At 65.2% G+C, this 13,555-nt stretch carries 11 protein-coding genes and 1 tRNA gene; 7 read left to right on the top strand and 5 right to left on the bottom strand.

Annotation, left to right across the window (positions count from 1 at the left end):
- Nucleotides 1-6: 6 nt before the first annotated feature.
- The gene (locus J2X45_RS00645; protein WP_310212046.1) at nt 7-366 is read right to left on the bottom strand and encodes a DUF2849 domain-containing protein; all 360 of its coding nucleotides are present in this window, start codon (nt 364-366) and stop codon (nt 7-9) included.
- Nucleotides 366-1,253, bottom strand: a complete 888-nt coding sequence (gene cobA, locus J2X45_RS00640) for a uroporphyrinogen-III C-methyltransferase (RefSeq protein ID WP_310209872.1) — start codon at nt 1,251-1,253, stop codon at nt 366-368. The genes J2X45_RS00645 and cobA overlap by 1 nt, the downstream gene beginning before the upstream one ends.
- A gap of 185 nt (nt 1,254-1,438) precedes the next feature.
- Between cobA and gcvA the strand changes: the two genes are divergently transcribed.
- Both gcvA and J2X45_RS00630 read left to right on the top strand, forming a co-directional pair.
- A complete protein-coding gene (gene gcvA, locus J2X45_RS00635; RefSeq protein WP_268067046.1) occupies nt 1,439-2,395 on the top strand; it encodes a transcriptional regulator GcvA in 957 nt (318 codons plus the stop codon).
- Nucleotides 2,396-2,454: 59 nt separating this feature from the next.
- Nucleotides 2,455-2,787 carry a chorismate mutase gene (locus J2X45_RS00630; RefSeq protein WP_310209866.1) on the top strand — a complete coding sequence of 111 codons (333 nt, stop codon included), beginning with the start codon at nt 2,455-2,457 and terminating at the stop codon, nt 2,785-2,787.
- 116 nt (nt 2,788-2,903) lie between these two features.
- Here the strand turns inward: J2X45_RS00630 and J2X45_RS00625 are convergent, their stop codons facing one another.
- A complete protein-coding gene (locus J2X45_RS00625; RefSeq protein WP_310209863.1) occupies nt 2,904-3,731 on the bottom strand; it encodes an AIM24 family protein in 828 nt (275 codons plus the stop codon).
- A 398-nt stretch (nt 3,732-4,129) separates the two neighbouring features.
- On the opposite strand from J2X45_RS00625, the gene J2X45_RS00620 reads away from it, so the two are divergent.
- Nucleotides 4,130-7,219 carry a TonB-dependent receptor gene (locus J2X45_RS00620; protein ID WP_310209860.1) on the top strand — a complete coding sequence of 1,030 codons (3,090 nt, stop codon included), beginning with the start codon at nt 4,130-4,132 and terminating at the stop codon, nt 7,217-7,219.
- Between the two features lie 164 nt (nt 7,220-7,383).
- Here J2X45_RS00620 and J2X45_RS00615 read toward each other — a convergent pair whose 3' ends face one another.
- Nucleotides 7,384-7,722, bottom strand: a complete 339-nt coding sequence (locus tag J2X45_RS00615; protein ID WP_310209856.1) for an Hpt domain-containing protein — start codon at nt 7,720-7,722, stop codon at nt 7,384-7,386.
- Nucleotides 7,723-7,806: 84 nt separating this feature from the next.
- Here J2X45_RS00615 and J2X45_RS00610 point away from each other — a divergent pair.
- Nucleotides 7,807-7,882: transfer RNA gene (locus J2X45_RS00610), tRNA-Lys, on the top strand.
- 290 nt (nt 7,883-8,172) lie between these two features.
- Here J2X45_RS00610 and J2X45_RS00605 read toward each other — a convergent pair.
- Nucleotides 8,173-9,615: an XRE family transcriptional regulator gene (locus tag J2X45_RS00605; RefSeq protein ID WP_310209853.1), complete on the bottom strand. Its 1,443-nt coding sequence runs from the start codon at nt 9,613-9,615 to the stop codon at nt 8,173-8,175.
- 165 nt (nt 9,616-9,780) lie between these two features.
- Here J2X45_RS00605 and J2X45_RS00600 point away from each other — a divergent pair, with 165 nt between their 5' ends.
- From J2X45_RS00600 to aceB, 3 genes are all read left to right on the top strand, one after another.
- Nucleotides 9,781-11,400 (top strand): isocitrate lyase, encoded by a 1,620-nt coding sequence (locus tag J2X45_RS00600; protein ID WP_310209851.1) that lies wholly within the window; start codon nt 9,781-9,783, stop codon nt 11,398-11,400.
- A gap of 30 nt (nt 11,401-11,430) precedes the next feature.
- Complete coding sequence (locus J2X45_RS00595; protein WP_268066585.1) at nt 11,431-11,658, top strand: hypothetical protein; 228 nt, start codon at nt 11,431-11,433, stop codon at nt 11,656-11,658.
- Nucleotides 11,659-11,737: 79 nt separating this feature from the next.
- Complete coding sequence (gene aceB, locus J2X45_RS00590; RefSeq protein WP_310209845.1) at nt 11,738-13,315, top strand: malate synthase A; 1,578 nt, start codon at nt 11,738-11,740, stop codon at nt 13,313-13,315.
- Nucleotides 13,316-13,555 lie beyond the last annotated feature (240 nt).

Below are 13,555 nucleotides of genomic sequence, written 5' to 3'. Positions count from 1 at the left end.
GCCGCCCTACTTCCTGCGGATCAGATCGACGCGACCGGTCGAGCGCGCCGCGCCAGCGGCGTGACGCAGCGCCTCGATGACGTCGCCGCCCTCGGCCTGCTTGCCGTGCGTGGGTTCGTTGGTCGGGCCCAGCGCCCGGATGCGTTCGCGATAGCTGAGCGGCGCCCAGCGCCCCTCGGACTGCACGAGGTCGATCGGATAGACGTCGACCACGACGGTCGGCTGGGACTTGCCGACCGCGACGGCCTGCTCGACCGGCGCCTCGGAGTCGAACAGTTCGGCCTCGCCGAAGCGCTCAACCCACTGCCCGGATTTCCAGAACACGACCTCGCCGTCGATCAGGCGATTGGCGACTACGGCTTTCATCATTTCACCCGAATTTCCCGGCGAAGGCCGGGACCCAGATTCATCCTGAGGGGTTGGTGGGCTTCACCTGGACCCCGGCCTTCGCCGGGGAGGTCGGTATTGCGGACTTCCGCCATCGCCATGGCCTCGCCCACCATCAGCAACGCAGGTCCGCGCACAGAGGCGGCGGCCTCGGCCAGTCCGGACAGGGTCGTCAGGATCCGGCGCTCGTCCTGGCGGCTCGCATTCTCGACGACCAGGGCCGGCGTCGCCCCGGCGCGACCGGCCGCCGTAAGGCGCTCGGCGATCAAGCCGGCGGTCGAGACGCCCATATAGACGACGACCGTCTGGTTCGGGCGCGCCAGCGCGACCCAGTCGAGGTCAGGCTCTCCGTGCGCCGCATGACCCGTGACGAAGGTCACCGCCTGAGCCGAGCCCCTATGGGTCAGCGGAGCCCCGGCGCCGGCGCTGGCCGCCAAGGCGGCGGTGACGCCCGGCACCACATGGCAGTCGACGCCGGCCTCGCGGCAGGCGGCCAACTCTTCGCCGCCGCGGCCGAACAGGAACGGATCGCCGCCCTTAAGGCGCACGACATTCAGGCCTTCAAGCGCCAGGGCCACGAGCAGCTGATTGATGTCGTCCTGCGGCAGAGTATGGCGCGACTTGCGCTTGGCGACATTGATCCGCCGGGCGCGGCTGGGTGCAAGATCGAGAATCTCTTCGGAGACCAGGCCGTCATGCACCACCACGTCGGCCGCCCGCAGGGCGTTAAACGCGCGGAAGGTGAGCAGGTCCGGGTCCCCGGGCCCCGCTCCCACAAGCCAGACCGCGCCGAGCGCGCGACCGGCATGTTTTCCGCCGACGACGACAAGTCCGGGCGGGCGATTTCGGGCCGGCTGGCGGGCCATGCGTTTAGAACCTCTATCAGGCCGCTTGGAATAAAGCGCTGGAACGCAAGGCGGGGTCGCCCCTAAGGACAACCCCGCTCGCACTCGCCGACGAAAAGGGCCAATCCGCCAGCGAACGCTTGCAAACTCGGCTCGAAGGGGCCAATTCGCAAACAAGGACTTCTGCCGGGGCGTTCAGTAAAACTATGGAAAGACCGAACGAGCGCCGTCGCCTGCCGCCGTTGAACGCCCTGCGCGCGTTCGAGGCCGCCGCGCGCCATTTAAACTTCAGCCGGGCGGCGGACGAGCTGTCGGTGACCCCTGGCGCGGTCAGCCAGCAGATACAGAACCTGGAAGACTATGTCGGCGCCGCCCTCTTCAAGCGTACGCCCAAGGGGCTGCTGCTGACCGACGCGGCGCAAACCGCCCTACCCGCCCTGCGTGAGGCGTTCGACCGCCTGGCCGAGGCCGCCAGCCTGCTGACCGCCGCCGTCGACGGCCGTCGCCTGACCCTGACGGCCGCGCCATCCTTCGCCGCCAAGTGGCTAGTGCCGCGCCTGGGCAAGTTCGAGCAGGCCCATCCGCAGGTCGACGTGTGGCTTTCCGCCGGCATGGAGGTCGTGGACTTCGCCACGGGCGAGGTCGACATGGCCATCCGCTATGGTTCAGGTCGCTATCCGGGCCTGGAGGTCATCCGTCTGCTGCACGAGACCGTCGTGCCGGTCGCCAGCCCCGAGCTGCTCGAGCAGAACGCGCTGGAGCGCCCCGAGGACCTGCAGCATCACATTCTGCTGCATGACGGCTCGCCCGACGCCGACGACAGCTGCCCCGACTGGGCGATGTGGCTGGCCGCGCGCGGGATCAAGGGCGTCGATGGCGCACGGGGTCCCCGCTTCAACCAGTCCAGCCTGGTGATCGAGGCCGCCGCAAACGGCCGGGGCATCGCCCTGGCCAAGCGCACCCTGGCCCAGGCCGATCTCGACTCCGGGCGCCTGGTCATCCCGTTCGAGGCGTCCACCGCCGTCGACTTCGCCTACTATGTGGTTCACCCCAAGGCGAAGGGACGCCTCCCGCAGGTGAAGGCCTTCGTGAACTGGCTCAAGGCCGAAGCCGAGGCCCATGAGGCCGCGCTGCGCACGATGGATAACGGCGCGGGCATCTGACGGCGCAATCGTCAGGTTTTGGGATGGTCCGACCGCCCCAAAACCGCTTAAAGGGGCGCATGAAAACGACGACTCTCACGGTCGACGAGCGCCTCGCGCCCGCCGACTGCCAGACCATGGTCGATGTGCGCCAGGGCGTGGATGCTCTGGACCGGGCCCTGGTCCAGCTCCTGACTGAACGGCAGGGCTATATGGACGCGGCGGCGCGCATCAAGGCCGACCGCAACAAGGTCTTCGACCGCGCGCGGATCGAGGATGTGGTGACCAAGGTCAAGGCCGCCGCCCGTGAAGCGGGACTGTCCGAGGCGATCGCGGAACCGGTCTGGCGCACGCTGATCGACCGCTGCATCGCCTACGAATACGACAGCTGGGACCGGACGAAGAGTCCGTAAAAGCTGTCATCCCGGACAAGCGCGAAGCGCGCCGATCCGGGACCTTCGGAAGCGCTGAGCTTTCCGCGGTCCCGGCTCTCCGCTTGGCTGCGGCCGGGATGACAGTTTCTAAGACCTCAGTTCCCGTCGATCATCCGGCCAAGGCCGCCGAGGATCGAGCCTTCGCCCTGGTTGCCGCCCTGGTGATTAGCCGCTTGCAGCATGCGGCCGGCCAGACGTGCGAACGGCAGGGACTGGATCCAGACCTTCCCGGGACCCCGCACGCGGGCGAAGAACAGACCTTCGCCGCCGAACAGCACGCTTTTGACGCCGCCCGCCATGACGAGGTCGAAGTCGACGTCAGGCGTGTAGGCGGCTAGGCAGCCCGTATCGATGTGCAGTTCCTCGCCGGGCGCCAGGGTGCGTTCGACCAGCGTCCCGCCCATCTGAACGAACACCCAGCCATCGCCTTCCAGGCGTTGCATGATGAAGCCTTCACCGCCGAACAGGCCGGTCATCATCCGCTTCTGGAAATGAAGCCCGATCGACACGCCGCGCGCGGCCGCCAGAAAGCTGTCCTTCTGGCAGATCAGCGTCCCGCCCAGCTGGCCCAGATTCAGCGGCAGGATCGTGCCGGGCGTGGGCGAGGCGAACGCCACGCGGGCCTTGCCGGTCCCGTGATGCGTGAAGACCGTCGTGAAGAGGCTCTCGCCCGTGATCAGACGCTTTCCGGCCCCAAGCAGCTTGCCCATGAAGCCGCCGCCCTGGTCGGCCGCGCCGTCGCCGAACACCGTGGTCATCTGAACGGTGGCGTCCTTCCAGACAAAGGCGCCGGCTTCAGCCACCGCGCTTTCGCCCGGATCGAGCTCGATCTCGACGAACTGGAGATCCTCGCCCTTGATCTCGAAGTCGATGTCGTCAGCGACATTGGCGTTTCGCTGGTGGCTCCAAGGGCTGGTGGGCATGAAAGACTCCTGATGTCAGAGCCCCTCTTCTAGACGCGGTGGAGCCCAACCGCCAATTACGCTTCCTTTATCCGCGGGCCTGCCGGAGCCCGCGTGCGTGCGGTCAAGTCACACCTCGCTATCTGGTCAGACCATTGGTCGCACAAATGCGGGCTAGGCGGGCCTTTAGGCCGGTAGCGATGTTACCGAAATCGATCGAGCCGAACAGGACAAGCCGCGAAAGGCGCTCTCAGGCCGTTCGGAGAGGCAAAACTAGCCGCTTTACCGTGCGAAAGGCCTGGCCTGACCAAGTCGGCGACCTGATCGATAAATTGGCATTACCAATTATTGACAACGGCGCGAACTGGTCGGATAAGTCGTCCCAGGGCGCCAGTCAGTGCGCCGGGGGAGGCATTCTCATGATCCATGCACGTAACACCTTCACACTGCGCGCCGCTCTGCTGGCGTCCTGCGCCGCCCTAACGGTCGGTGGTGGCGCGCAAGCCCAGACCACCGACGCTCAGAAGGCGGACACTGAGACCGTAGAGGCCGTCGTCGTGACCGGCTTCCGGCAAGCCTACGCCAACGCGATCGCGACCAAACGCGAGACGCTGGAAATCTCGGACGGCATCTCGTCCGACGGCCTGGGCCGCTTCCCCGACCTCAATGTCGGCGAGGCCATCCAGCGCATCCCCGGCGTCCAGATCAACCGCGAAGCCGGCAGCCGCAACGCCACGATCAGCCTGCGCGGCCTGCCCGGCAGCTTTGCCCGCACCACGCTGAATGGCGGCGCTTTCGCCGATCCGATCCTGAACGGCTCGACCCCGCTGGGGGCCTTTAACTCGGACATCTTCACGGCGATCAACGTCATCAAGACGCCCTCGGCATCGAACCTGGCAGGCGGTCTGTCCGGCAACGTCGACCTGCGGATCAACCCTGCGCTGGCCCGCAAGGACGGTGGCTTCGCCAAGCTGTCCTATGAGTACAATGACCTCGGAAGCCTCGGCAGCCCGCTCGCGTCGCTAGGCTACAACAAGCACCTGACGGATGACTTCGCGGTGTTCGGCGTCGTGGCCTGGAAGGATGAGAAGTTCCGTCGGGATTCGATCACGGTGAACTCCTGGGGCAACCGTCTGGGCGCAATCCAGGTCGGCAACCAGGCCGCCGCCGGCTCGAACCCGGTCTATGACGCGCTGATCGCTCAGAACCCCGGCGGCGTTTACTATCCCAGCCAGACCCGCCAGCTGGTCAAGTATAACCGCGGCTCGACCCTGTCGGCTTCGACGGGCTTTGAGTACCGGATCAATGACTCGTGGAAGTTCGGGACCAACGCCTTCATCACCAAGCGCAAGCTGGATGAGGCCACCAATCACCTGCTCTATATCGACGCGGGCGCCGGCAACGGCACCAACACGGGCCTGACCGCGACTTCGGCTGTCGCCAAGATCAGCGACATCGGCACGCCGTTTATCGTCAAGACGCCGAATGGTGACCGCGCCTACATCAACACGTTCAAGGCCGAGAACATCAACACGTTCGATTCCGTCCGCTCCGAGCCGGCGGAGAACTCGACCTGGGCCATCAATCCAAGCCTGGAGTTCAAGAACGACGACTGGAAGGCGACCGCCACCCTGACCGTTTCGCGCGCCAAGGCCTACGCCAACCAGATCGAGTTCGACGTCGTCCAGAATCCGTATCGCAATCTTGGGCCCGCAGGGCTGAACGGCATTGTTGCTCTGGTGAACCTTGGCGGCTCAGACCTGTCGAACTACTCGGCGAACCTGACGACGCCCAAGGCGACCCACCTGCCCAGCGGCGGCTTCACGATTCCGGCGACCGCGACGGCCACCACCCAGGCCGGCGCGCCGATGCCAGGCCAGAGCGCCACGACCGCCGCCGACCGCTTTGGCGTCACCGGCACGAACGGCAAGGCCGAGAACGAACTCGACGCCTTCCAGGTCGATTTCGAACGCACCCTGGACGGGTTCTTCACCGTGCTGCAGTTCGGCGGCCGCGCCGAGCACGCCAAGTTCACCTCCAGCGGCTCGCGCAACACCGCTCTGGGCGCTCAGACACAGAACATCACGCCGGACATGGCGTTCCAGTTCTCCTATGCGAACGACTTCTTCGGCGGCAAGGCGCCCGGTGCGACCAGCAACTGGATGACGGTGGACATCCAGCGGGTGCTGAAGGCGATCACGCCGCTGAACACCAACCTTCGCACGGCGCTGAACCCCAACGGCCTTCCCGATCAATTCCAGCTGGGCGCGCCGGGCGTGTTTCTCACGCCCTACGGGTTCGTGAACAACTACACGGACGGCAATTACTGGAACAACAACTTCAGCAACCAGAACGACGTCTACTCGGCGTATGCGGCCGCGAAGTTCAAGGGCGAGCTGCTCAGCATCCCGTTCCGCGGCACGGTCGGCACGCGCTACGAGCGCACTGAGCAGAAGATCGTCGCACTGAACTGTAAGAACTGCACCACCGCCCTGTCGAACCAGGCCGGTCCGATCAACCACTCGCTCAGCACCTCGGTGCGGAAGAACGAGTACGATTACTGGCTGCCGTCGGCCATCTTCATGGCTGACCTCCGGGACGATCTGGTGTTCCGCGCCGCCGCCTATCGCACGTATGTGCGTCCCCAGCCGCGCGACAACGTCCCGACGACCTTCGTCCAGGTCCCCGTGGACGTGAACCCGCCGACCGACCCTGTGTACACCGTCACGCTGGGCGCCACGGACATCAAGCCCTACACCGCCGACTCGTTCGACGCGTCGCTGGAGTGGTACAACCGTCCCGGCGGGATGATCTCGCTGGCGGCGTACCGTAAGGAGATCAAGGGCTATATCGGCCCGATCACCGACCCTTCGGTGCTCTGCCCGGCCAGCGGCAAGATCGACGGCATCGATGTTGATCTCGGCACGCTGACCATCGACACCTCGGCCGGCTCCCCCAAGTGCGTCAGCTCTAACCGCTTCGTGGGTTCGGGCGGCGTCCTGAAAAACGCCGAGGTGCGCGTCAGCGGCCGGACCAACCAGTCACCGATGACGGTGACGGGCCTGGAGTTCAACATCCAGCAGAACCTCGATTTCCTGCCCGGCTTCTGGAAAAACTTCGGGGGCGCGTTCAACTACTCGTACACGAAGATCGATGGCGTCGACACGGCGGGCAAGAAGATCACCCTGCCGAGCGTGTCGAAGAACAACCTCAACCTCATTGGCTACTATGAAGCCGGTTGGGGCGGACTGCGCCTCGTCTACAATTGGCGCGACAAGTACGACCTGGCCGCTGGCAACTCGTTTGTCGGCGACGCCCGGACCGTCAAGGCGCGCAGCCAGCTGGACGCTTCGGCCTCCTACAAGCTGAGCGACCGCATGACCGTGTCTGTGGACGCCTTCAACCTGACCAACGCCCAGCGCGCAGAGTACGAGAACGACCCGATGCTGCCGCGCTTCATCGACTATGACGGGCGCACCTATCAGGTGACCCTGCGCGCCACCTTCTAGAGCGTTTCACGACGTGACTGCGTCAGGTCGCGAGCTCTAGTCTCTTGTTTTGACGCATTTTTCTTCACGCGAACCGGGACCACTTCGCTCGAAAATGCGCTAGCGCGCCAATCCTCTCCACCCTCCTGCGGGCCGAAGCGCAAGCTTCGGCCCTTTTTCTTGGGCTAGCTCTTGAGCGAACGCAGGGCCTGTTCGTGCACGTAGGCGGCGATATCCAGCAACGCGACATCCAAGGCCGTCTTGACCCCCTCAAGGCTCTCCTGGCCCGCTTCGCAGCGCTCACAGACCTCGCCCAGAGCGAAAGCCCCAACGCCCCGGGCCGCGCCCTTCACCGTATGCACGGCGTCCTTCCACCCCGGATGCGACGGATCCAGCATCGGCGCCCACAACGCGGCCTGTTCGCGGAACAACGCCAGCACCTCGTCGACCACCGCGAAATCCCCGGCCGCGAACCCTTCCAGGTAGGCGAAATCCACAGCGCCGCTAATATCTCGTCTGGCCATGAAAAAAGCGCTTGCGCTCCCAAAATCATTGCGTATGTTCCGCGCCTCGCCGCCGGGGCTCGCAAGTGCTTCGGATCGTCGAATGGGTGTATAGCTCAGTTGGTAGAGCAGCTGACTCTTAATCAGCGGGTCCAAGGTTCGAATCCTTGTACACCCACCATTCTCCTCTTGGAGAACCTGGCCTTCCGCTGAGGCCGACTTGGGCGCCGTCCCTGAAAACCTCCTGAATTGCTAGACTCGCTGCCGTCGATGCGTCGTCGTCTTTCGTCGAGCTCTGCACGCGCGCCCTAGCCAATGATCGCGCGAACGACCGCCTGCAGGTGTCCGAATTGCGATCGGGCGAAGACGCCGGGCGGTTTAGACACTCGGGATGGATCAGAGGCCTCGACATTCCTCCAGAGTTTCGCGCGCGCTCGCCGACGTCTGCGGACTTTCGCCTCGCAGCGGGCGCTACTGCACGAACGGGAACGGCGATAGGGACTTGCTGCTCTCTTCGACCAAGAGGGTGCGATTGATCGGCGCGGCCGCGCGTTGCGGACAGGCTGGACGCTCGCAGATCCGACAAGAAGGGCCGATCTCGACCGTGATGGGGTTGGCGATGTCGAGCCCCCGCGCCTGGACCAGCTTGCTCGCATATTTCAGTTCGCAGCCCAGCCCCACGACCAGTTCATCCTCCAGTCCGGCCTGCAGCCCCGACACTCGGCGCACCGTGCGCGAAAGCGTGAAGTAGCGCTCGCCATCTGGCGTCTCGATGACCTGGGTCACAATCCGGCCAGGCGTCTTGAAGCTGTCGTGGACATTCCAGCGCGGACAGGCGCCGCCGAAGCGCGAGAACGGAAAAGGCCCCGCCGCATAGCGCTTTGAAATGTTGCCCGCCGCGTCCAGCCGCATCATGAAGAATGGCACTCCCCGCGAGCCCGCGCGGCCCAGCGTGGTGAGGCGCTGCGCAGCCTGTTCGTAACTGATGCCGAAGCGGGGGCGAACGCGCTCGATATCGTAGCCGCTGGCTTCCATGGCCGCCAGAAACGGCTCGTAGGGCATCATGATCGCGGCGGCCAGGTAGCTGTCGAGGAACACCTTCAGCAGCTGGCGCGTGGCGCGGTCAGGAGCCTTGAACCGGTCGGTCATGTCGGACAGCACTTCGCCGCCCTCCATGAGACCCAACTGGTAGCACATCCCGAAGGTGCGGCTGGCGTGGGCCAGGGTTTCCGACAGCATCAGGCGCTTGCGGTGATGGTCGTAGCGACGCAGCGAGCCGGTCATCACCTCGACCGGCATGATCCGCGTATGGACCCCGAACTTGCTCTGCAGGCGCTCGCGCACCGCCGGCGCAAGGTCCTGCGGATCGGCCTTCAGTTGGGCGACGATCTTTTCAGCCAAGACCTCCAGCTCGGCGAAGTGGTTGCGCTGGGCGCCGACGAGGTCGCGGACCCAGTCGGTCGGCGATGACTGGTCGGAAGCCGGACCCGTCCCATCCGGACGCTCGAACGCGCCCAGGTCGATCAGCCGGCCGCGATCGAGATAGGCGCGATAGAGCCGCGTCATAGCCTCGGCTAGGCCGGGAGATAGCTCAGCCACCTCGGCGGCCTCGTGGCGCGAGACTCCGAGATCGGTGAACATCTTGTCGGCGAGCACCTCTTCCAGCCCCGCGCCGCCGCCCGGGTCATCCGCCGAGAGGCTGCGTAAATCCAGATCGTAGGCGTCGGCCAAGCGTAGCAGAATCTGCGCCGTGACCGGTCGCTGGTTGCGCTCGAGCAGATTCAGATAACTGGCGGAGACGCCCAGCTCCTCGGCCATGCGCGCCTGGGTCACGCCCAAGTCGCGCCGCAAGCGCTTCAGCCGCCCCCCCAGGAACAGCTTCTTGTCGTTCTGTTTCTTGTCGAGCGTAGCCATTCCGTCAATTTGTCACGACTTTACAGAAATTACAAAGTCGATCTTTGACAAATTACCTTCAATAGGTTCGACCGATCCCGCACCGCAGCGCTAGCTCTCCATCACGAGTTTTCCTGGACCCGCAAGGCTTCACCGCCTCGGCCACTGTAGTGGGATCGAACGACCATGACGCAGCGCAAGACCTATGCCGAACACCGCGACGCCCTGCTGGCGCGCTACCCGCAAGGCGTGACGCCGGGCGGCGTCGATGTCGACGACATCATCCAGCTGAAGCTGCAAAACACCTTCAACACGCACCTGGATATCGCCCGCGCCATGGCCCCGGTCATGCGCGCCGACATGGCCGAGTATGATCGTGACAGCTCCAAGTTCACCCAGTCGCTGGGCTGCTGGTCGGGCTTCCACGCCCAGCAGATGATCAAGGCGGTCAAGCGCCTGCGCGGCACGACCAAGGGCGCCTATGTCTATCTGTCGGGCTGGATGGTCGCGGGCCTGCGCAACCGCTTCGGCCACCTGCCCGACCAGTCGATGCACGAGAAGACCTCGGTCGTCGACCTGATCGAAGAAATCTACGTCTCGCTGCGCCAGGCCGACGAAGTGGCGATCAATGACCTCTTCAAGACCCTGCGCGCCGCGCGCAAGGCTGGCGACCAGGTCGCCGAGCAGGCGGCGATCAAGGCGATCGACAACTTCGAAACCCACGTCGTGCCGATCATCGCCGACATCGACGCGGGCTTTGGCAATGAGCACGCCACGTACTTGCTGGCCAAGGAGATGATCAAGGCCGGCGCCTGCTGCCTGCAGATCGAAAACCAGGTCAGCGACGCCAAGCAGTGCGGCCACCAAGACGGCAAGGTCACCGTGCCGCGCGAGGACTTCATCGAAAAGCTGCGCGCTTGCCGCCTGGCCTTCGAGGAGCTCGGCGTGGACGACGGCGTCATCGTCGCCCGCACCGACAGCCTGGGCGCGGGCCTGACCCAGAAGATCCCGGTCAGCCAGGGCGAAGGCGATCTCGCCGCCGACTACATCAAGTGGCTGAAGACCGAGCCGATCACGGCCGAGAACCCGCTGAAGGACGGCGAACTGGCGATCATGAAGGACGGCGCCTTCGTCAAGCCCGTGCGCATGCCCAACGGCCTGTTCGCCTTCCAGGACGGCACCGGCCGCCAGCGCGTCATCGAGGACTGCATCGCTAACCTGACCCAGGGCGGCGCCGACCTGCTGTGGATCGAGACCGACACCCCCAATGTCGACGAGATCGCTTCGATGGTGGCCGAGGTCCGCAAGGTCGTGCCGAACGCCAAGCTGACCTACAACAACTCGCCGTCGTTCAACTGGACGCTCAATCTGCGCAAGCAGGTGCGTGACCAGTGGATCGCCGAGGGCAAGATCCATAAGGACAGCTACCCGGACGGCAATGCGCTGATGTCCGCCGAGTACGACAAGAGCGACCTGGGCCGCGAGGCCGATGAGCGTCTGGCCCGCTTCCAGGTCGACATCGCCGCCCGCGCCGGCGTGTTCCACAACCTGATCACCCTGCCGACCTTCCACCTGACCGCCAAGAGCGTGGATGAGCTGTCGCGCGGCTACTTCGGCGAGGATCGCATGCAGGCCTATGTCAACACGGTGCAGCGCGAGGAAATCCGCCGCGGCGTGTCAGCCGTCAAGCACCAGCACGAGGTCGGCTCGGATCTCGGCGACACCTTCAAGGAGATGGTCGCCGGCGAGCGCGCCCTCAAGGCCGGCGGCCACGCCAACACCATGAACCAGTTCGCCGCCGAATAGGCCGGACACATTAACCCCAGGAGCAGAGCCATGACCGCATTCTCTCCCGCCACCATGCCCGACGCCGATGAGGAAAAGCGCGCCGTCGAACGGCTCGCCGAGGCCTCCCACCGCCTGAACGACGCCGTGCGTCGCGCCATCGCCGCCGGCTATTCGGTGGAGCTGGTGCGCACCTCGCGCCATCATGACGGCGCGGGCAACTGGGGCGACCAGATCGTCCCGACCGTTCGTGAAAAGGGCGCCGAAAAGAGCGCTTGAACACCAAGAACCGACCAGAGTCCCGATGACGGCTCCCCGGACTTCCGGGGAGCCGATCCCACCCCACGGAAAGCTTCCCATGCCGCTCGACATCGCCGCCAACATCCAGGTCATCGGTCCCGTTGAAGGCCGAGCTGCGGAAGTACTCACCCCCGAGGCCCTGGCGTTCGTCGCCGACCTGCACCGGCTTTTCGACGCGCGTCGCCGCCAGCTGCTGGAAGCCCGCCAGGCGCGCCAGGCGCGCTTTGACGCTGGCGAACTGCCCGACTTCCTGGACGAGACCGCATCGATCCGGAGCGCCGACTGGACCGTCGCAACCATTCCCGACGACCTGCTCGATCGCCGCGTCGAAATCACCGGGCCGGTCGACCGCAAGATGATCATCAACGCCTTGAACTGCGGGGCCAAGGTGTTCATGGCCGACTTCGAGGACGCCACCGCGCCGACCTGGGCCAATGTCGTCGAAGGCCAGATCAATCTTAAGGACCGCTGGTCGGGCGAACTGACCCACGTCGATGCCAAGTCCGGCAAGGCCTACGCCATGGGTAAGACCCCGGCCGTCCTGAAAATCCGCCCGCGTGGGTGGCATCTGCCCGAGCGCAATGTCGAGGTCGACGGCCAGGTCGTGGCCGGCGCTCTGTTCGATTTCGGCCTCTACGCCTTCCACAACGCCAAGGCCGCGATCGCCCAGGGTTCGGGGCCCTACTTCTATCTGCCCAAGCTCGAGAGCCATCTGGAAGCGCGGCTATGGAATGACGTGTTCGTCCGCGCCCAGGAGATGCTGGGCCTGCCGGTGGGAACGATCAAGGCGACCGTGCTGATCGAGACGATCCCCGCCGCCTTCGAGATGGACGAGATCCTGTTCGAGCTGAAGGACCACATCGTGGGCCTGAACTGCGGCCGCTGGGACTACATCTTCTCGTTCATCAAGCGACTGGGCCGTCGCCCTGAGTTCCTGACACCGGATCGCTCGGCGATGGTGATGGGCAAGGCCTTCCTCGGCGCCTATTCGCTGAAGCTGATCCAGACCTGCCATCGGCGCGGAGCCTTCGCCATGGGCGGCATGGCCGCGCAGATCCCGGTCAAGGGCGACGACGCGGCCAACCAGGCCGCCTTCGCCAAGGTCAAGGCCGACAAGGAGCGCGAAGCTGGCGCCGGCCACGACGGCACCTGGGTCGCCCACCCCGACCTGGTGCCCGTGGCCATGGAGGTGTTCGATCGCCTGATGCCGACGCCCAACCAACTGACCAAGAAGCTGGGCTCGCTGGACATCACCCAACCCCAGATGCTGGAGTTGCACGAGGGCGTCCGCACCGAGGCCGGCGTGCGCGAAAACATCCGGGTCGGTGTCCGCTACACCCAGGCTTGGCTGGAAGGGCGAGGCGCGGTGCCGCTCTACAACCTGATGGAAGACGCCGCGACAGCCGAGATCTGCCGCACCCAGCTGTGGCAATGGGTGCGCCTCGGCGCCGATCTCGACGATGGTCGGGTCTTATCCTCAGAACTGTTCGTCAGCCTGTTCACCCAGGAGATGGCGGACCTGCGGCGCGACTTTGGCTCGCACCGGCTGGAAGAAGCCGCCCACATCTTCACCCAGATGGTCCTTTCAGATCGCCTGGAGGAGTTCCTGACCCTCCCAGCCTATGAGCTGCTTTAGTCCGCTCTCAAGCCGGCCAGCGGGCTTGCCAAAACCCGCTGGCCTCCCGGCTTCCTAGAGCCTTGGCGCACTTCCTGAAGCGACCCTTAGCCAGCGGACCCAAGCTCAAATTCTGGCGCCCCACCATTCTCTTGTGAAATCAGCGGGGCGAACGAGGGCCGCGCAGGCGGCCAAGCGACTCCGCTTGGTGAATTGATCCTGACTTCGGCCCGCGCTGCGCGCCCCGATTTCGAAAACCGT

Source organism: Caulobacter sp. BE264 (assembly GCF_031457805.1).
Taxonomy (GTDB): domain Bacteria; phylum Pseudomonadota; class Alphaproteobacteria; order Caulobacterales; family Caulobacteraceae; genus Caulobacter.
This window is presented reverse-complemented; position numbering and strand designations above follow the sequence as displayed.